14 protein-coding genes, 1 pseudogene and 1 other annotated feature are annotated in these 21,597 nt (G+C 35.6%); all 15 genes and pseudogenes read right to left on the reverse strand.

The window, feature by feature from the left end:
* Positions 1 to 4,623: Rib/alpha-like domain-containing protein (locus tag HMPREF0446_RS08600; protein ID WP_020991445.1), on the reverse strand; the 4,623-nt coding region annotated here is incomplete at its 3' end.
* Positions 4,624 to 4,915: 292 nt separating this feature from the next.
* On the reverse strand, positions 4,916 to 5,161 hold the full coding sequence (locus HMPREF0446_RS07735) for a type B 50S ribosomal protein L31 (protein WP_006703870.1): 246 nt from the start codon (positions 5,159 to 5,161) through the stop codon (positions 4,916 to 4,918).
* A gap of 157 nt (positions 5,162 to 5,318) precedes the next feature.
* On the reverse strand, positions 5,319 to 6,338 hold the full coding sequence (gene tsaD, locus HMPREF0446_RS07740; protein WP_006703871.1) for a tRNA (adenosine(37)-N6)-threonylcarbamoyltransferase complex transferase subunit TsaD: 1,020 nt from the start codon (positions 6,336 to 6,338) through the stop codon (positions 5,319 to 5,321).
* A complete protein-coding gene (gene rimI / locus HMPREF0446_RS07745) occupies positions 6,335 to 7,423 on the reverse strand; it encodes a ribosomal protein S18-alanine N-acetyltransferase (RefSeq protein WP_006703872.1) in 1,089 nt (362 codons plus the stop codon). Before rimI ends, tsaD begins: the two co-directional genes overlap by 4 nt.
* Positions 7,407 to 8,138, reverse strand: a complete 732-nt coding sequence (tsaB, locus tag HMPREF0446_RS07750; protein WP_006703873.1) for a tRNA (adenosine(37)-N6)-threonylcarbamoyltransferase complex dimerization subunit type 1 TsaB — start codon at positions 8,136 to 8,138, stop codon at positions 7,407 to 7,409. Before tsaB ends, rimI begins: the two co-directional genes overlap by 17 nt.
* 310 nt (positions 8,139 to 8,448) lie before the next feature.
* Positions 8,449 to 9,897 (reverse strand): proline--tRNA ligase, encoded by a 1,449-nt coding sequence (proS, locus tag HMPREF0446_RS07755; RefSeq protein ID WP_006703874.1) that lies wholly within the window; start codon positions 9,895 to 9,897, stop codon positions 8,449 to 8,451.
* Positions 9,898 to 9,949: 52 nt separating this feature from the next.
* Positions 9,950 to 10,154: a binding site (T-box leader), on the reverse strand.
* Between the two features lie 66 nt (positions 10,155 to 10,220).
* Positions 10,221 to 11,627 (reverse strand): glycoside hydrolase family 32 protein, encoded by a 1,407-nt coding sequence (locus HMPREF0446_RS07760; RefSeq protein ID WP_006703875.1) that lies wholly within the window; start codon positions 11,625 to 11,627, stop codon positions 10,221 to 10,223.
* Between the two features lie 83 nt (positions 11,628 to 11,710).
* Positions 11,711 to 13,102, reverse strand: a pseudogene (locus HMPREF0446_RS07765) (sucrose-specific PTS transporter subunit IIBC); the annotation flags it as partial.
* Between the two features lie 467 nt (positions 13,103 to 13,569).
* Positions 13,570 to 14,283 carry a methionine ABC transporter permease gene (locus HMPREF0446_RS07770; protein WP_020991446.1) on the reverse strand — a complete coding sequence of 238 codons (714 nt, stop codon included), beginning with the start codon at positions 14,281 to 14,283 and terminating at the stop codon, positions 13,570 to 13,572.
* A complete protein-coding gene (locus HMPREF0446_RS07775; RefSeq protein ID WP_006703878.1) occupies positions 14,276 to 15,301 on the reverse strand; it encodes a methionine ABC transporter ATP-binding protein in 1,026 nt (341 codons plus the stop codon). The genes HMPREF0446_RS07770 and HMPREF0446_RS07775 overlap by 8 nt, the downstream gene beginning before the upstream one ends.
* 66 nt (positions 15,302 to 15,367) lie before the next feature.
* Positions 15,368 to 16,225 (reverse strand): MetQ/NlpA family ABC transporter substrate-binding protein, encoded by an 858-nt coding sequence (locus HMPREF0446_RS07780; protein WP_006703879.1) that lies wholly within the window; start codon positions 16,223 to 16,225, stop codon positions 15,368 to 15,370.
* 508 nt (positions 16,226 to 16,733) lie between these two features.
* Positions 16,734 to 17,633, reverse strand: a complete 900-nt coding sequence (locus tag HMPREF0446_RS07785; RefSeq protein ID WP_006703880.1) for an Rpn family recombination-promoting nuclease/putative transposase — start codon at positions 17,631 to 17,633, stop codon at positions 16,734 to 16,736.
* Positions 17,634 to 17,981: 348 nt separating this feature from the next.
* Entirely contained in the window at positions 17,982 to 18,446 is a 465-nt protein-coding gene (gene smpB, locus HMPREF0446_RS07790) for an SsrA-binding protein SmpB (protein ID WP_006703881.1), read from the reverse strand.
* Positions 18,447 to 18,457: 11 nt separating this feature from the next.
* The gene (gene rnr / locus HMPREF0446_RS07795) at positions 18,458 to 20,785 is read right to left on the reverse strand and encodes a ribonuclease R (protein WP_006703882.1); all 2,328 of its coding nucleotides are present in this window, start codon (positions 20,783 to 20,785) and stop codon (positions 18,458 to 18,460) included.
* Positions 20,786 to 20,788: 3 nt separating this feature from the next.
* A complete protein-coding gene (locus HMPREF0446_RS07800) occupies positions 20,789 to 21,517 on the reverse strand; it encodes an alpha/beta hydrolase (RefSeq protein WP_006703883.1) in 729 nt (242 codons plus the stop codon).
* Positions 21,518 to 21,597 lie beyond the last annotated feature (80 nt).

The raw sequence follows: 21,597 nt of genomic DNA on the forward strand, positions 1-21,597 counted from the left end.
GGTTGGATTGTATTCATCTTTTTGTGGCGTTACGTTTACCGTTACCGTCACTTCTTCCGTACTCTTATCTGGATATGTGATTAATACTTTTCCTGTCTTACTTCCTGGTTTACTTGTGTCTGGTTGTTCTGACCAGCTATATTTTGTTCCTGCTGGTAAGTCGTTTGTATTAATACTTTTCTCTGGATCTGGTACTTCGTTGTGACGAACCGTTTGGTTCGGTTCTTTTGCCGTTGGATTGAACGTATCTTTTTGTTCTTTTACCGTTACTGGTACTTCAACTTCATCTTCCGTTCCATCTGGATAATGAACTAACGCTACTCCTGGATGACTACCCGGTGTGCTAACATCTGGCCTTGTCTTCCATGTAACAGTTGTTCCTTCTGGTAACCCTGTTTTGTTTACACTTGTTTCTGGATCTGGAACGTGTCCATTGTCCACTTCTTGAGGGATTCCAGTCGGAGTGTATTTTCCACGCATTGATGAAACTGTTATATTCACTAATTTCGATGTAGAGTTCCCTGCTTTATCTCTAGCTACTATTGTCACTCCATAACTTACATTATCAGAATCAATTCTCGGTACTTCTTGAACCCCTTCTTTGAACACAATTGTTCCAGAAGTTTGATCAAATGTTAAGAATGGAGGTATATTATTTACTTCAATCGTAGCAATCCCACTACCATTTGCATTATCTTCAGCTCTTACTTCCATATTTGGTAAAGTTTTGTCTAAGGCAGTCATTTCCCAGTTTGTTTTTTCTGCTGGTGATTGAATTGTTGGATCCGTAACATCTTTTACTTTCAATGGAATCGTAACTTCTTTTACTGTTCCATCTTTAAATGTAACTGTCGCTGTAATGTTTTGACTTCCATAATTTGCAGTGTTAACTGTTGGAGCTGTTACTGTTGAAATTTTGTCAGTTCCATTAACTTTCCCTACTTTTGAAGTCGCCGACACTACTGTTTTTAATTTATCATTAGATACCTGATCATTTTGATTTACTTCGATTTCAGTTGCTGCAAGATTATATTCATCGTTAAGTGCACGAACATTTACCGTTACATTCACCGTATCTTTTGAGCCATCAGGATATGTTACAGTTACGCTACCTGCTTTATCTCCAGGTCCTGCTGTTGTACTTGGAGTTGTAGCCCATGTGTATGTCGTACCTGTTGGTAAGTCATTTTTATTAATACTTGTTCCTGCATCTGGTGTAGCACCATAACTCACCGTTTGTTTTTGCACATTCGGTGTCGCATTATATTTTGTTGTCATTGATTTGACGGTAATCGTAAATTGTCTTTGACTAGGATTGTCTGCATTATCTGTTACTTGAATAGTTGCAGTATAAGTTTTACTATCTTGTCCAACAGGTAATTTTGTTACTTCTTGAACTCCATTTTTAAATTTAATTGTCTTAGTCGTATTGTCATATACTAAGAAATCTGGTAAGCCCGTTACCGTTGTTGATTTAACACCAGTTCCTCCTGCATTATCAGTAGCTGCAACTTTTATAGAAGGTGATGTTCTATCCAATGCAATTAAATCCCAATTTTGTCTATCGATTGGTGTTGTAATCGTTGGAGCTGTTACGTCTTTTACTTCTAAAGGTATGTCAACTGGATCTGTCGTATCATCTAAATAAGTAACAGTCGCTTTAATCGTTTGAGTTCCTGCATTTGCTGTACTAATTGTTCCGACAGGAGTAACTGATTTCACCTTAATCTTACCGTTATTACTAATATTAACCGCTGCTTTTAGGTCGTCATTTGTTATAGCAGCATTTTGATTTCTTACGATTTTATTTCCCGTAGGAGCATATTCATCACTCAATTTACGAACACTTACAGTTACATTCACGGTATCTTTTGAAGTATCTGGATATGTTACTTCTACTACCCCAGATTTGTTACCAGGGCTTGATGTATCTGGTTTTGTTTTCCAAGTATATGTTGTCCCTGATGGTAACCCTGTTTTATTGATACTTGCTTCTGCGCTTGGTTCCTCTTTATAGCTAACTGCTTGTGTTTGAGAATTTGCAGTTGCTGTATATTTGAACGTTTGTGGTTTCCATACAAAACGAACACGTCCTGGTGCTCCATTGTCATTCGCGTGTCCTACATGTTCATAGTTCGCATTTCCAGCTGGATCTTCGGTGTATAAATAACGAGTAATTGATTTTTCACCGGTAAATGGTTGATTATTAATATTCCCACTTACAGTAATTGTCGCTGGTTGTACATCTGAACCTGTTGTTTCTGACTTAATCTTAGTAGCTGTTAAATATAAGCCATCTGGGCTTCCACCACCTAAATAGCTACTATCTTCTTGTCCTAATCCCTGTCTATTATCTGCTGGAAAAGCTAAGTAAACTTTTGAAACTTTTCCATTATTATCTTTTGCTTTTAAAGTAATATTATTATTTTCATGTGAATATACATAAACTTCTTGGTTACCTGGATTATCATAAGGAATTTCTACTGTTGGTCTAATATTATCAACAACCTGAACTGGAATATCTACTGTTTTCATCGTCGTATTTCCACGAAGAATTTCGATTTGTTTATGATGAACCGTTGGTCTTGAAGTATCTACAGTAGAACCACCTTTCCAACGAATCGTTAAATCAGTTGCGGGTGTAGTTCCATTTGATAAAGTAATATAACTTCTAGCATCACCAAGTTCACCACTTTGATTTTGGTAAATACGTTTGTCTTGTTTTCCAATAAAATCTAGAACTGTGTATGGTGTCGATACATCTTTAACGGTTCCATTTTGATAAGTTACTGTAACAACAGCATTTCGTGTTCCCGGTTGTTGTAAATTAAATGGTGTTTTCCACGTTACATCAACAGTAGATGGAAGTTCATTTCCTGTTTTTGATTTCACTAAATTTCTAGGATTTTTATAGAAATCATGTGGATCTCCATATAATGCCGTAATATTTTGATGTTTTGCTACGGCATCATTTTGTGCATTTGTTTGAATTGTTTTAGGAGCAAATCCATCTTTAAAGTGAATCGTCATTGTTGCACCGTCTGCAGAAACTTCGGCGTGATCATAGTCTACATGCACTGGTCTATTGACTACTCCCGGGTGTGCAGCCTCAAACTTTTTAATTAAAGCTGTTTTTTCAGCTTCCGTTAAATGGCGGACATCATCTACATAAGTTGGTGTTGCCAAATCATTAACCGTATTACGCTCACTTTGAGCTTTTACATGAAATGTATAAGTAATACTATTTTCCGGGTTCTTTCTTCCTGCTGCAATAGTTACTCTATAATCACCAGGTTCTACAGCTTCTCCCGTTTTATCATAACGCCCAAGCCAACCTCTTATAACCGCTTTAACTTCTGGATTATTAACAGGCCATACACCAGATGTGATATCCTGAAAGTCTTCCTTTCCAGTACGAGGATTTTTATAAGCAACTCTCAATGTTATACCTTTAAGCTTATCTAAACCACTAATAACACCTACAGTTTTTAAATAATATGGTGATTTATCTTCCTTACCTCTATTTTCTCCATATTCATACTTATATAAAGGTTCTCCTGGACCTCTTTGACCTAAAACTCTCATAAATGAGTATATCTCGTCAGAATTATAATACGTCAAATCAGTTCTAGTTTCATTAACTAACCCAGCTTCTCCTCTTCCATGCTGATTTTGAGTAGGTAAAAAGTATACCGCCCTAAACCCACTCTCATCCTTACCAGCAATCGGTTGGCCATTTCTAGGGTCACGTTTCCCAGAATGAGCTCGTGTCATTCGATTGGCTACTTTATTTCTTAATTGTTTTAAAGAAGTAATTAGTCCATCTGCTTCTTCAACTGTTTGTCTTGAAACAGAAAATTCTCCCGCTACTTTTAATAATGCTGTTTCTTGTGGTTCAAGTGTATACTGAATAGAAGACGAAATACTGTTAATTTCCTCTTGTAATGCTTTAATTTTATTTACTTTTTCATTTAAGCCATTTTGATACTCATCATTTTTCTTTTTAAGGTTTTGAATTTTTTCTTTATACTGCTCGATAATATCTTTTGTAATACTTTTTGAATTTTTTATTGCTTCTTCCATTTCTTTAGCAAGTTGTTCTACTTCTAATCGAAAGGCAATGTGCACATTGCTCTCAAGAGATTTCCCTTCAAGCAATACTTGATTTAGTTCTTGAATGAATGCCTCATTCTCAGCACTCTCTTTTTGAGTTTCCTTATTTTCTAAAACTGGTTTTGTCTCTACTTTAGATGCTGCAACTGGATGTTCTGTCATAGAATCAACTGCTACATCCCCTTGTTTTACTTCTGCTTTTGAGGTTTCTTTTTTTGTCTCAATTTCAGTTTTTTCTGTTACTTTTGGTTGAGTTGCGGTTGTATTGACACCTTCTTGAACTTTTGGCTGTTGTGGTTCCTCCGCTTTTTTACTTTCACCCGATTGTTTTTCTTCAACCGTTGCTGGAACTGAATTTTCAGAAATTTCAGTAGCCTGTACTATATTTGAAATTCCATTCAAATAAAATAATGCACCGACTACGACTGAAAATGTTCCTACTTTATACTTACGTATTGAGAATTTTTGTCTCTTCTCATTTACTTGCTGGTTTTTATTATAAAAAAACATATAATTTCTTCCCCTTTCCTCCTCTGCATAATGAGCATAAAAATGGCAGTATATATCCCTTATGTTACTCTTTTATTTTGTAAAGTCAAACGTTTTCTTTCTTTTAAATAAAGTTATTTACATTTTTACAAAAATATATATTTTTTTATTTAGAGAAACCTATCACAAATAACTTAATTTAATTTTTAAAAAGTATTTTCCTGAAAAAATTACTAGTTTTCTTATAAAATTTGCTCCTCTAAAACACAAAAAAACCTTTCTCGAAATCGAGAAAGGCTTGAGAATTGTCTTCTTATTTGAGACCGTATTTTTTGTTGAAACGATCCACACGTCCGTCTGCTTGTGTGAATTTTTGACGACCTGTATAGAATGGGTGAGAATCTGAAGTGATCTCAACACGTAATAATGGGTATTCGTTACCATCTTCCCATTGTACAGTTTCGTTTGATGATTTTGTTGAACCTGATAAGAATTTGAATCCAGTAGTTGTATCCATGAAAACAACTGGACGATATTCTGGGTGAATTCCTTGTTTCATTTTCTATTCCTCCTGCCCTGAATTATTGCCTAATCCAGAGTTATTTTATTTTATGCATAAAGCAACACAAGTATAATAGCATGCTTGGACATAGAATGCAACTATTTTTATTAGCTGAAATAGATTTTTCTTAGCTTAAAATTCCAAAATAATTTCCCTAATCTCCTAGTTCTAAACCAGGCATTGCATTGATATCCATTGCTGCAAAATCTTGTTCTAACCATTTTGAATATGCAGCTGCACCAATCATTGCAGCATTATCGCCACATAAATTCATTGGTGGAATTGAGAATGTCACCATTGGATAATGACTTTGCATCATCTCTTGTAATCCTGTTCGAAGTCCACGGTTTGCTGCGACTCCTCCTGCTAATACAAATTGCTTCACCGGATATTCTTGTAGTGCACGTTTACTTTTTTCTACTAATACTTCTACAACACTTGCTTGGAAACTTGCCGCGACATTTTCTGGCACAATTTCTTCGCCTTTTTGTTTTGCATTATGAATACGATTAATAACAGCTGATTTTAATCCACTAAAACTAAAATCATAATGGTCTTCATGAATCATTGCTCTTGGAAAATCATAAACATCTTCTCCAATATGCGCTAATTCATCCATTTTCTTTCCACCTGGATAAGGTAAGTTTAAAATTCTTCCAATCTTATCATAGGCTTCTCCAGCTGCATCATCTCGTGTTTCTCCAATAATTTCAAACTGTCCATCCTGTGGCATATAGACTAATTCTGTATGTCCACCACTAACGACTAATGCCATTAATGGAAATTGCAATGGTTCAATTAATTGGTTTGCATAAATATGTCCTGCCATATGATTAACGGCAATTAATGGTTTATTCGCTGCTAGTGCTACTGCTTTTGCAGCTGAAATCCCAATTAATAATGCTCCGACTAATCCTGGGCCAATAGTCACTGCCACCGCATCGATTTCGTCCATTGTTTTGCCGGCTTGCACTAATGCTTCTTCAATCACTTGCGTAATTTGTTCTACATGGTGACGGCTTGCAATTTCTGGTACAACTCCTCCAAATCGCATATGACTTTTGATTTGAGAAGCGACAATATTTGATAATAATGTACGGCCATTGACAACAACTGCTGCACTTGTTTCATCACAGCTACTTTCAATGGCTAAAATAACGACTTCCTTTGTCATTGTTCACATGCTCCTTTCTTGAGCTCTAATCGATAGAGTAAGGCATCTTCTAATGGATCTGTATAGTAATCACGTCTTCTGTGATAACATTCGAATCCTAAAATTTCATATAATTGCTGAGCACGATGGTTAAATTCTCGTACTTCTAAAAATACTGTTGCGACTTCTTGTATTCCTAAATCATAACACGCCATTTGCCATAAACGTTGGGCAAGTCCTTTCCCTTGGAATCCTGTGTGAATCACAATATTCGTAATCGTTGCTTCATCTAAGACGACTTGCATTCCAACAAATCCAATTAAAGTATCCACATGATACACACCATAATAAGCTCCATGTTCAGAAGCAATATCTTCTTGGAATGCTTGTACGCTCCAATGCCCAGGATGTTCATAATGTTGTTGCACTAATTGGTATAACTGTTCTGCCACCTCATCTTCAACCGTTAATCGTTTAAACGAAAACTCTGATGAGGAGAATGATTCTGGCGTTTTAGGGGGTAATGGATAAGTCATCAGTACCGCATCCTCTACTTCATTTTTATAATATTTTTCTTTATATCCTGTTTGAACAAATCCAAATTTCTCATATAAACGAATGGCCTTTTTATTGGAGACTCTAACTTCTAGGGAAATGGACTCTTTTTCTAAAAATCGTGCATACTTTTCTAATTGCTTCATTAATAAGGTCGCACATCCCAAAAATCGTACATCTGAATGAACAGCAATATTCGTAATATGAAGATCCTCCGTAGTCACTCTTGCACCGATAAACGCTTGAATCTCGTCATCTATTTCAAGAACAATATAAATGGCTTTTGTATTATACGTTATATCTTCTACAAAAGCGTCTCTCATCCAAGGTGGATTTCCCATATACGCTTCTTCTTCTACATAGGCAATCGCATCAATGTCTTCGATGGTCGCAAGGCGAATCGTCGCAATGAACCCATTTGATAAAGGAGTTCGTTTTGATTGCTGAGGAATTTTGGTGACAATAAAGTCTCCTACAGGAATTGCTTGTTCTGCTAATTTTTCTAATTGTTGCCATAAAGATTGTGTCCAATCTTTACATGCGCTCCACATAGTTTGTCTCCTGTTCTTCTTGATGGTTCGCTTTCCAATTTTCTTCTGCTTCCGCTAATTTTAAATAAGTTGGCACAAAAACGTCTGCATCTTCTTCTGATGTATCTTGTGCTAATTTACCAAAGAGTCCAGCACGAGCAATGGCATCACTTTCTTTAGCAAATACCACTTTATCTCCTAATCTCTCAATAACCAACTCTTTTTGTGCATCTGTCAATTGTCCTACAAAATAAAGAGGAGCTTCATAAGTCGCTAACTCTTCTAACCAATCAACCCAAGAAATATGACGTTCTGGGGCTATTAATTGAGGAAACTGTTGGTTCACTTGATAAAGACCAGTAAAAATATTATCTCTACGAGCATCAAAAAACGGAACAACATAAGCTCCCTCAGGAACAACTTCTACAACATTTGTAGCAATTGCTTGTAAACTTGAGACAGCTTTTAGCGGAATACGCAATGTCTTCGCAAGAGTTTTTGCAACTGTTACTCCAATTCTAAGTCCAGTATACGAACCTGGTCCTTTGGCAACAATAACACCTGTTAGTTCTTGCATACTGACTTGACTTTCTTGAAGTACTTCTTGAATTGCCGGCATTAGTTTGACACTATGTTGTAAAGTGTCTGGAACTGTTTGTTCAACAATCGTTCCCTCATCTTTGACAATGGCAACCGATAAAGTTTTATTTGAGGTATCAATAGCCAATACGGGCATAGAGCACTTCCTTTCTAGTTTTGTTTAAAAAGTGTGAAGGAGGGCAAGTCGTGCTCCCCTTGCACTTTTACCCTCTTCAATCATTTATTCAAATTGTCTTTCTTCACACATTGTTTGAATACGGCTCAGAAAGATTGAATCAACGTGCGTTTCGGTTCGATTCATAACATCTTTCTTCACACACTGTTTGAATACGGCTCAGAAAGATTGAATCGACGTGCGTTTCAGAAGGAATCCGGTGCGACTTTCGTCGCCCTCGGCTTCTTCTTCCAACGGTTCGATTCATAACATCTTTCTTCGCACATTATTATTAGTACGCTCTTGCAATCCATACTGTTTGTGTTGCTGGTTTACCTGAAACGATACATGTTTCTTTTTTCACTGGTGGGTTGAATGGAATATTACGAGTCGTAAATCCAGTTTCTTCTTTGATTTTCGCTTCTGTTTCTTCTGTTCCATCCCAACCAACCAATACCCAACCAGGTACTTCGCCAGCTTCACGTTTTGCTTCAATATGAGCTTTTAATTCATCTAAAGTATCAATGTTTGTATATTCATTAGAAGCACGCATTGCACGAGCAGTTTCTAATAAACGTCCTTGCATTTTTTCTAATTCAGATTGAATTGTTTCTAATAATACATCAAAACCTACCGCAACTTTTTCATCTAAGTCACGCATTTTTGTCATTACTTGATTATTTTCTAAATCACGTGGCCCACATTCAATACGCATTGGAACTCCACGTAATTCCCATTCATTGAATTTGAATCCAGGTGAGTTGTCTGTATCATCAATTTTCACACGTAATCCTGCTGCTTTTAATTGTTGTTGTAATTCTTCTAATTTTTCTAAGATAGCTGGATTTTTCTTCCATGGTCCAACTGGAATTAAGACTACTTGTGTTGGCGCTACTTTTGGAGGTAATACTAATCCTTGTTCGTCTCCGTGTGTCATAATTAATGAACCGATTAAACGAGTAGAAACTCCCCATGAAGTTGTATGCGCGTGTACGTGTTCATTTTCTTTTGTTAAATATTTAATATCAAATGCTTCCGCAAATTTTGTACCCATATAATGAGAAGTTCCAGCTTGTACAGCTTTTCCATCTTTCATCATTGCTTCGATTGAGTAAGTATCTACTGCACCCGCAAAACGTTCTGATGGAGTCTTTTGTCCTTCATAAACAGGAACGGCTAATACGCCTTCTACTACTTCTTTATAAATATCTAACATTTTCATTGTACGACGACGTGCATCTGCTTCATCCGCATGAGCTGTATGTCCTTCTTGCCATAAAAATTCAGATGTACGTAAGAATGGTAAAGTTTTCTTTTCCCAACGGAATACATTTGCCCATTGGTTTACTTCATATGGTAAATCACGGTATGAATTAATCCAGTTTGAGAACGCAGTTCCAATCATTGTTTCACTTGTTGGACGTAATGCTAAACGTTCTTCTAATTTTTCACCTGCTGCTTCTGTTACCCATGGTAATTCTGGCGCAAATCCTTCAATATGATCTGCTTCTTTTGTGAAGAAGCTTTCTGGAATTAACATTGGGAAGTAAGCATTACGAATTCCTTCCTCTTTAAAGCGACGGTTAAATTCTTCTTGAATATGTTCCCAAATTTCATATCCGTCTGGTTTGAAAATCATACATCCACGCACTGGTGAATAATCCATTAAATCAGCTTTTTGAATGGTTTGGATATACCATTTTGAGAAATCTTCTCTTTGTAAATTTGTTTTTTCTGCCATAGTAGCACTCCTTTTCTAAATATCGTGGAACAAAAAGAGCCATTCTCCCTATAAAAAGGACGAATGACTCGCGGTACCACCTTTAATTACATTTTCATTGTTAAATGTCTCTTGGAACGTGATAACGGTACGCAAACCGGATTATTTTCATAATCAATCTATTGGTAGGTTCAATTCTAAAAGCGGGGGTTCTCTCTCAGCTATGAAGAACTTTCTGTACCCATTAAAGAACTTACTATTCCATGCATTATACTACCGAAAAAATAGCTAGAAAGCAAGTGTTATGTGTGGATAAAAATGTAAGAAAGCCTAACGTATGTGCCTTACTCAGCGATAAATCCACTTTCTTTCATACTATACACTTCCATTTCCATTTCTTGCTCAGCTGTTTGTTGAATCAAGAAGTCCAAAGAATCTTCTTCTGTAAAGAATCGAAGCGTAAATACTTCTTCTCCTTCATTAACAAATAATTCTAAACTTGAGTAATCCATCCAAGCATTTAGATGTTGCAGAGGAGATTGTAACGTTCTTTCTCTTATTTCTCTTTCTCCTGTTTCCCAATCGGTACGACTGACAGATAATACTTGAGTTTCTGCATCATATTGAATGAAAATTTCATTGCGTAATTGAATCGCTAATTTATCCTGAACGGCTTCTTTCCAATTCACTGTCCACACTTGTGTGGGTGAAGAAAAGACCGATTCAAAACGAGTCGTATTCCATTGGATTTTTTGTACATTAGTTGTTAAATCCCATAATTCACGTGCAGGTTTTTGAAGATATTTTCCATTTTGAATACACACTTCACGTGGAATTGTTAAGGCATGAATCCATCCATCTTGAATTGTTGGGATGAGCCCTTCTTTCCCTTCTGGAATTCCCATCCAACCATATTGAAGAATCCGTCCATCTTCTGCTTGGAAACTTTGTGGAGCATAATAATCAAATCCAGCATCAACTTCAGTTAAGTTGTCCTCTTCTACAATGAATTTCCCATCAATTGTAAACTTCCCTAATTGCACAACTGTTTGATACAAGTTATTGAATCGTTCTCCTTGAGCTTCAATTCCTTGTGGAGAATAAATAAAGGCATCCTTTTCTTCAAATGGAATCACATCTGGACATTCCCACATATAACCGAAGTCTTTTTCTTCCGTACTAATCGAACCGTTCAGTACCCAGTGAAGTAAGTCTTCTGAACGATACACTAATGTATCGCCTTTTAAATCTTCCGTTTGAGCTCCTACAACCATCCAATAATGATCTACACGTGCATCATACCAAACTTTTGGATCACGCACATGTCTTGTAAAACCTTTAGGATGTTCAAATAATGGACCTTTTTTTTCAAAATGAATGCCATCTTCTGACACTGCTAAACATTGATAACTAGAAGCATTTCCTTCTTCATCTTTTACATTCCCTGTATAAAATAACCATAATTGATTCTGATGAACATATGCACTACCTGAATAAACGCCGCTTTTATCGAACCATTGGTCTGGAGCTAATGCTAGTTCTACTCTTTTCCATTGAATCATATCGTCAGAAACAAGATGTCCCCAATGTTTATTCGCATGCTTTGTATCCGTTGGATTCCATTGGAAAAATACGTGATATTGCCCTTTGAAATAAATTAATCCATTTGGATCATTCATTAATCCATAAGGAGGAACAATATGATACACTAAGCCATATTTTCCAGTATTACTCTTTCTTATTAAACTCATTGATACTCCTCATCTACATAAAAGTCGAAGCTATCATGTGACGCTTCGACTTTCTTTTTTACATTTTATTTTTTCAACATATCGTCGCTATAACCGATTGTATATGTTAAAGCAAAACTTACTGCAAAGGCTACTGCGATCGCTAGTACATATAATGGGAATTGGCTATTTAAGAATAATAACATCCCTGGTAATACTGTTACAGACATACCTGTTGCTTTTAATTGGAATAAAGCTGCTAAGAAACCTCCTGTAGCTCCTCCGATTAATCCCATTACAAACGGTTTACCAAAACGTAAGTTAACCCCGAAAATTGCTGGCTCTGTAATTCCTAATGCAGCAGAGAAAGCTGATGGTAATGCTAGAGCTTTTAATTTTGTATCTGTTGTTTTGAAGGCAACTGCTAATGTTGCTCCTACTTGTGCAGCCATTGCTGCTGAAATAATTGGGTTAAATGGATTTAATTCCACACCTGTAGCAATTTTTGAAGATTGTAATAATTGTGTTTCTAAGAAATTAAAGATGTGGTGAACTCCAGTTACTACGATAACTTGTTGTAATCCTCCAATAATAATTCCTGCTAGACCAAATGGTAATTGTAAAACAAATTCAGTTGCATTTAATACGACTGTTTCTACTGAATGGAAGAATGGTCCAATGATGAATAATCCAAGAACACTCATTACTAAGAATGTTAAGAATGGTGTTACTAATAAATCTAATGCATCTGGAACTTTTGTACGTAACCATTTTTCTAATTTAGCACCAATCATCCCTACGAAGAATGCTGGTAATACTGTTCCTTGGTAACCTACTACTTTAATGAAACCAAAGAATACGATTGGCTCTGCTCCACCGGCAGCTACTACATAAGCGTTTGGTAATGCGCTGTTTACTAACATTAATCCTAATACAATTCCAAGTACTGGTGAACCACCGAATACTTTAAAGGTTGACCATGCTACTAAGGCTGGTAAGAAAGCAAAGGCTGTATCTGTTAATACTTGTGTATATAATAAGAAGTTTTTGTCGATAACATCAGGTGTCATTCCGAATAATCCTAGGAAAATTGGGTTTGTTAATAATCCACGTAATCCCATGAATAATCCTGTTGCTACTAAGACTGGGATAATTGGAACGAATACATCTCCAAATGTTCTACTCATTCTTTGGAATAAGTTCCCTTGTTTTTTAGCTTCTTCTTTCATTTGTGCTGTTGAAGTTTCTGCTACTCCTAAGCGGGCAACAGCTTCATAGACTTTATTCACTGTTCCTGTTCCGAAAATAATTTGGTATTGACCTGAGTTAAAGAATGCGCCTTTTACTCCTTCTAATTGATCAATCGCTTCTTTGTTAATTTTTGATTCATCTAGAACCATAATTCTCAAACGTGTGGCACAGTGTGCAACAGATTGAACATTTTCACGTCCTCCGATATTTTCAAGGACTTCTTTTGCAATTACATCATAATTCATGTTGAACTATCCTTTCTTTTTTCAATTGGGAACCACATAGTGGAACCGGTTTGCATACATAAGATAAAGGAAAATAATACACTTGTCAACCACTTCTAACAATGTAAATGATGTAAATTTCATGAAAAGGCTGTTTTCAGCTTTATCATTTAGAAAAATAAAAATTCAACGGACTTTTGGGGTTGTAGCAATGGACGCCAGTAGCTTCGCTTTGCGAATCTCTTGGCCACTTAAAAAGTCCGTTGTATTTTTAATTTTTGTACGGATAACAGTTTTTCTGGTGTATTAACAAAAAACGTAAGATACTACCATAAAAGAAAAGACTTCCCGTAGTAGCATTAGTCCTATAAGCCAAGTTGGCTTATAGGACAGGAAATTTTGAGACCCTAGGCTCAAATTTTAGCCATGAAACCGAAGGTTTGCTGGCGTCCTCTGCTACCACAATTGGGAAGTCTATTTCGACTATATCAGCGTTTGTCGATCCTCTTCACTGCATAGTCTCCGACAAACTGAATCAAGAACACAAGAATTAAAATCGCAACCGTAGCCACAAAAATAATATCCTGCTTATTACGAGTAAAACCAATCATATAAGCCAAGTTTCCTAATCCCCCAGCACCAATAACACCCGCAACAGCAGTTGAACCCACTAACGCAATCGTTGTTACCGTAATACCTGACACTAACGCAGGAAGCGATTCAGGAATTAACACCTTCGTAATAATCTGACGAGTCGTAGCACCCATGGATTCAGCCGCTTCTACAACCCCAGAAGGAATCTCATTTAGCGAAATAGACACTAAACGAGCATAGAAAGGTGCTGCACTAATGACTAAAGTAGGAATCGCACCCTTAGGCCCTAAAATAGTTCCCATTAACGCTTTCGTAAAAGGCATTAATAAAGCCAGTAAAATAATAAATGGAACCGAACGGAAAATATTAATAATTCCAGAAAGGAATAAATTCACCCATTTATTTTCTAAACTTCTACCAGGACTTGTTAAATATAAAAATAAACCAAGCGCTAAGCCAATAATAAATACGTAGAAAGTAGATAGAAAACTCATATAAACTGTTTCGTTAGTCGCTTTAATGACTTCATTCCAATCTACATTTTTAAAACTAAGCATCTCATGGAATAATTCTGAAAAACTCGTTTGAGCTAAAAACACATTAAACATTCTCTAGTACCTCCACAATAATTTCTGCTTTTCTTAAGAAATCAATCACTTCTTCAGCTTTAGCAGATTCTTCTTCAATTAAAATAATCATACTTCCAAGTACACCTTTTTGAGTTACATTTACATGCGCTTGTAAAATTGAAATCGAAACATCTAGTTTACGAATCACTTCTGATAAAATCCCTTCTGCAGTAGTATCACCTAAATATTGAATACGAACAGCTACTCCAGGACGAAGTGAAGTTGATAAATGTTCAAAAACATCTTGTAAATCTTGTTCAGAACGTTCTTCTCCAACAAACTGTTTTGTAATGGTTTGTTGAGGATTTTTGAACACTTCTAATACTTCTCCAGTTTCAACCACTCTACCTTGTTCCATTACAGCAACACGATGGCAAATTTGACGAACAACATGCATTTCATGTGTAATTAATACAATTGTTAATCCCAAACGTTTATTAATTTCTACTAATAAATTCAAAATATCTTTTGTTGTTTTTGGATCTAATGCACTTGTTGCTTCATCACATAATAATACTTCTGGATCATTGGCTAATGCACGAGCAATCCCAACTCTTTGTTTTTGTCCACCAGATAATTGAGATGGATAAGATTTTTCTCTTCCAGTTAAGCCTACTATTTCAATTAATTCAGCTACTTTCTTTTGGCGAACATCTTTTGCAACTCCAGCAATTTCTAATGAAAAAGCAATATTTTCTTCCACTGTACGTGACCATAATAAATTGAAATGTTGGAAAATCATCGCAATTTTACGACGTTCTTGTAATAATTCTTTTTTCTTTAATGTAGTAATATCTTTATCATTAACAAAAATATGACCTGTTGTAACGGATTCAAGACCATTTAATAAACGAATTAATGTACTTTTACCAGCTCCTGAAAAACCGATAATTCCAAAAATTTCGCCTTTGTTAATATTTAATGAAACATCTTTTACCGCCTCAACGATTCCTTGTTTGCCATGATAAATTTTAGAAACTTCTTGTATTTTAATCATCATTCTTCTCCTTATACTCTAAAAAAGGTGTGGCAAATAGCGTATGCCACACCTTGTATTTTATCATTATTTTGCAGGAATTACAGATCCATCTGCATATTTATCAGAAATAAATTTACGGATTTCATCACTTTGTAATGCTTTGATTAAAGCTTTAACTTTGTCTGAATCTTTATCTTTTGGTTTAACTGCTACTAAGTTTGCATATGGTGAGCTTTCATCTTCTAAAGCAATTGAATCTTTTTTAGGAGATAATTTTGCATCGATAGCGAAGTTTGAGTTGATGATTACTGCATCACCTTCATTAGCTTCAAATGTTGATACTAATAATTCAGGAGCAATTTCATTTTTGATTTGAATGTTCTTTTTGTTTTCAACGATATCGCTTAATTGAGCGTCAACTGGTTTAACGCCATCTTTTAATTTAATTAAACCTGCTTTAGTAAAGAATGCTAAGAAACGTCCAACTTCAGCTGGGTTTGTTGAAGCATATACTGTTGCGTTTTCTGGTAAATCTGTTAAAGATTTATATTTTTTAGAGTAGATAGCCATTGGTTCGATGTGTACATTCCCAACGCTTACTAAGTCTTCATTATGTTCTTTGTTGAATTTTTCTAAGTAAGGTGTATGTTGGAAGTAGTTTGCATCTGCATCTCCTCCGAATACGATTTGGTTAGGTGTTACGTAGTCATTTACAATATTGATTTGTAAATCATATCCATCTTTTTTAAGAATTGATTTAGCTGCTTCTAAAATTTCACCGTGTGGTGCTGGTGAAGCTACTACTGTAATCTTTTTATCTTCTACTTTTGGAGCTGCTGTTGTTGCTGAATCTTTTGATTGAGATGCTCCGTTTCCACATGCTACTAATGTTGTAGCTACTAATCCTAATGCTGCTGTTTTAATTAATTTTGAAATGTTCATAAATAAATTCCCCTTTTCTTTTTACATTGATAAATGATGATTAACGGGCGCGCATTCCGTCAATCTTCGAATCAGATAATTGATGTTACAAGTATTTAAGCCATAAAAAAACTCCACCTTAGTTTTTGACTAGAGGCGAAGGATCGCGTTACCACTCTATTTTTAACAAACTTCACAGCTTGTTACTCTATAAGTACATGTTTATACTCTAGTACGGTATCGGGCACCATTCGCAGAAGCTTTATCACTCCTGTTGCTCCCAGACCATTTTCAATAAAGTTCCTGCATCCTTTTTCACCAACCGGACTCTCTTTTTACGTTCGCTTTTATTTACTTATCTGTTCATTGCATCAGTTATTTATCTGTTGTAGATAATATAATATATACTCAAGTTATTGTCAATAACTTTAAATAAATATTTAGTATAGTTTTTAACTATTATGTTCCATAGTTTTTCTGCATGGAAACAAAAAAGACTTCTTGCCAAAACAAAAAGTCTTTCTCGTCTTTATAAGTACATATTTAATTCTTTTTCAGAAATATTTAATTGCTCTGCCCCTATTTCTTTCGATAAGATTCCATTTTTAATTAAATCTACTATAGTTTCAATCCTACCTTGCTGTAATCCTTGTTCTAATCCTTGTTTTAAAGCTTCTTCTTTTTGATATTCTACAGTCGCCAAATGCCCGTAATATGCTTGAAGGTATCTTGTTCTTTCATCTAACATGGCTTTCTCCTCCTTTGTCCATCCGACTGGGTTAATGATTTGATCAGCTTGTTTCAATATTGTCTCAGGATTTTGTGTATAAGGTTTATTCCCAAAAAACTCAATCCATCGAACTTTACGGTAGTGTTGTATATCTGTATTATGATATTTTTCTAATTCTAAAATTACCATTCGTACAAGATTTCTCTTTTCGTCAATTCCTTTAAAGTGTACTTTTAATTCTTCACTCGTAGTATCATCTCTTAAACTAAACGAATGAATCATTCTTTCATCATCGAAAAATCTTTTTTGCGTAATGGCAATTGTATACACTGGAAGCATTTCTTCTGCTAATCTATGCGTTTGTACACCATCTTTTTTATACACATCTAAATTTTTAGATACTTGTTCACATAGATATAACCATAAACGCTTGATAAAGTCAATTTGAAATGCTACTTGAATTTCGATAATAACTTGTGTTCCATCTTGTAAAGCAGCTAAGACATCGATGCTTGTCATATAAGTCAAAAAGTCTTCAAATTGTTGTTCATGTATTTGTGTGCCATCTAGTATGGTAACTGTTTGTACAGGCAAATCAAGAATATCTCGTATGAACTGTGCTGTTATTTCTGTATTACTAAACACTTTCTTTGCCATCAAATCCATCATTGGCCTTGCATCTTTAATCCGTTCTTCCATATTATAACACCCTTTCTATTTTCATGAAGAAAAATCGAACTTTCCTTAATTTTCTCTTCACTATATAGATACGATAAAAAGTTTTAAAAATATTTTTTAAAACGGATTTTTATAAAAAATCTAACCTGTAGTATACATATAAACGCAAGCCTTCATTCTAAACGTACCCTCATCTCCTCACGTAAAACGGAGAAAGACTTCCTCATAGTAGCATCCATAATAGTAGCCGAAACATCGGCTACTATTATTAGGAAATTTCGAGACCAAGGCTCGAAATTTAGGCATGAGACTCGCATTTTTGCGAGGCTGCTGCCGTCCTATGCTACTATACAGGAAGTCTTTCGTAGTCTAACGATAGTTTTTGAGCTCTCTCTGTACGTCTCTCTTGATATCTTTTTGTTTTAACGCTTCGCGCTTATCATAGTTTTTCTTACCTTTAGCAATCCCAATCAATAACTTGGCAACCCCATTTTTAATATAAACCTTCAATGGAACAACCGTATTCCCCGCCTGTCTTACCTCTTGCTCTAGCATCTGAATTTGCTTCTTATGCAATAACAACTTTCTCGTACGAAGCGGATCATGATTGAAAATATTCCCCTGCTCAAACGGACTAATGTGAACCCCTACTAAAAAGGCTTCCCCATTTTTAAAACTACAATAACCATCTTTCAAATTCATTCTAGCTTGACGAACCGATTTAATCTCTGTTCCCGTTAACACTAAACCTGCTTCAATCGTATCTAAAATCGTATAATCATGATTTGCCTTACGATTTTGTGCTAAAACTTTATTATCTGTTCCTTTTGGCATCCGAATTCTCCTTACGAATGTTTTTTTCTACGCTTTTGCTTTGCTTGCGCTTTAAAATGTTGTCTCCCTTTATTTTTAGAAGACTTCTTCGATTTTTTACTTCGACTTTCTTTTTTTGTAGCTTTCTTAGGTACTTCTTTTCCTTTAGTTGGACGTTTGTTTTGAGTAATCAAATCTGCATTATCAGCCGCTAAAATAAAATCAATTTCATGCGCTTCTACATCGACTTTAATTAATTTTACTTTAACACAATCTCCGATTCGATAAGTTACTCCTGTTCTCTCACCAATTAAGACCAGATGACTTTCAATAAAGTTAAAGTAATCTTGATTCATATGCGTAATATGCACTAAACCTTCTACGGTATTTGGCAATTCCACAAACATTCCAAACTTAGTAACAGAACTAACAATTCCTTCAAACTCTTGTCCAATCTTATCAGCCATAAATTCAGCTTTTTTCATCGCATCCACTTCACGTTCTGCTTGAACTGCTAAACGTTCCATTTTGCTTGATTGATCCGCAATTCTCTCTAGCTTAGAAGCATTTAATTCCTCTTGTTGCTTCGATAGGAAACTTCCACTTCCTTCGTATTGACGAATCATACGGTGAACAATTAAGTCTGGATAACGACGAATCGGTGAAGTAAAGTGAGTATAATCTTCTGCAGCTAATCCATAATGTCCAGAAGGTATAATATCATATTTAGCTTGTTTCATAGAACGTAGCATCATAGTCGATACAACTGCTTCATAAGTTTCCCCTTTAACTTCATCTAAGGCTTTTTGCAGTTTTTTCGGACTAATGGTGTCGCTCGTTCCTTTAATATTAATGCCAAATGCTGTGACAAATTCTAAGAAACGTTGCATTTTTTCTTGTTGTGGTTGTTCATGGACACGGTAGATAAACGGAACATTTTTCCGTTGATAATGCATCGCAACTGTTTCATTAGCTGCTAACATAAAGGATTCAATTAATCGTTCTGCAACTCCACGTTCACGAATTTGAATATCAATTGGGGCTCCTTGTTCATCCACAATAATTTTTGCTTCATGTGTTTCAAAGTCAATCGCTCCACGTTCTTTTCTTCGTCTTTCTAAAATATGATGTAATTCTTTCATATCCAACAACATTTGCTGAATTTCATCTTGAATTTCGACTTCTTTTTTCTCATACAATTCATTCACCAAACTATACGTTAATCGCATATCTGAACGAATGACACTTGGGAAAATCTCATATTGATAAATCGTTCCACTTCGGTCAATTTCCATGCGACAAGACATCGTTAGTCGCTCTTCATGCGGATGTAAAGAACAAATTCCATTTGATAATCGTTGTGGCAACATTGGAACGACACGGTCTGTTAAATACACACTTGTTCCACGTTCAAATGCTTCCCTATCAATCGCTGAATTTTCCGTTACATAATACGATACATCTGCAATCGAAACGGTTAGTTCAAAGGTTCCATCTTCACGTTTTGTAAGTGCAACAGCATCATCTAAGTCTTTGGCATCTGCCCCGTCAATAGTCACGGTTAATTGTCCACGTAAATCTTTACGTCCTTGTCGATCTTCATCTGTGATGACTTCAGGAACAAGATTTGCCTGGTCAATCACTTCTTGTGGAAATTCTGTTGGAATATGTAATTGTTGTAAAACCATTAAAATATCCATTCCAACAGCATCTTTATAACCAATTTCTTTAACAACAATTCCTTCTAATGAAGAACGATTTTTTTCATTCGTGTATTTTGTTAATTCTACAATGACAACAGTACCATCTACTGGATGCAATCCATTTGGACGGATTAAGCAACGAGTACCTGCTAATTTTTTGTCTTTAACAACTACTTCACCGCAATACCCTGTATCTTCTGCAGTTTCTGAACTAAAGCGAGTATAAATTCCTACCACTTGAGTCGTATTTCGCTGAATAATTTGGACAATTTTCCCGGTCGCAGATCGTTGACGATAGCTATCGGCTGGTTCTGTAATCACTAGTTCTACTTCATCCCCATCCATCGCACTCATTGTATCTCCACGAGGAATAAAAATATCTGGTTCCCCTTCGACTACAGTGACAAATCCAAATCCTTTATCATTTGCACGATATGTTCCTTTTAATGTTTGATTCAAAGGATTCAATCCAAACTTTCCATTTCGATTTAATTCTAAAATGCCTTCTTCTTCTAAAGCGGCTAATTCTTTCACTAATATTTTAAAATCTTGAGATTGATTCATCCCAAAATGTTCACTAATTTCTTTTACATAAAAACTTTCTGGTGCATATTCCTCAAAAAAGGACACCAAAACTGTTCTCAATGATTCTCTCATTTCTTACCTCCATTCTTGTTGGTTTAAAAATTCTAATACAGATTCTTGAAATTCTGCTTTTTCTTTTCCGACTGTAATGACATGCCCTGATTGTTCAAACCAATGAAAATCAACAGCTGCATTCACTAATGCTTCTTTCATTTCAATAGATACTTCCGGATCAACTAATCGATCTAATTCCCCTTGAGCAATATAAAAAGGACCTGTCACGTATTCTAATTTTTCTGCAACTTTAGCTGAAAAATGATGTAAATCTAATAATTGTTGTTTTGCTTTTTTCCCTACTGAAAACATTTCCTCTTCACACATCCCAGAATGAGTAGCAAAAGCCATAAAACTTTTCAACAAATCAGGCAATTGCGCATTTCTTTTTGAAACAGGAGAACAAAATGTTCCCGCAATTTCCACTAATTGATCGGTTGCTAGTGCTGCTGCCATCATACCTCCCATCGATAATCCTAGCGCAGCAATCGTTGAATACCCTTGACTTCGAACAAATTGTACCGCTTGTTTAGCATCTTCATACCATTTTTCTGGTGTTTCTTTTAAAATTTCACATGCATTTGAATGTTCATGCCCACTAAAAGCTGGAACATAGACTGCATAATCATAGCGATGCAAAAAGGAAGCTAACATTCTTAAATCTGTTGGTTTCCCAGTATATGCATGAAATAATATAACCGCCCGTTTATTTGTTGTTTCTTCTAACCAAATTGCTTCCAAGTTGTTCACTCCTACCTTTCATGAATATTTACTATAATAGAAAAACACAATGTCTTAGAGATACTCCTTCAACATTGTGCTTAATCATT

This window comes from Granulicatella elegans ATCC 700633, from assembly GCF_000162475.2.
GTDB lineage: Bacteria > Bacillota > Bacilli > Lactobacillales > Aerococcaceae > Granulicatella > Granulicatella elegans.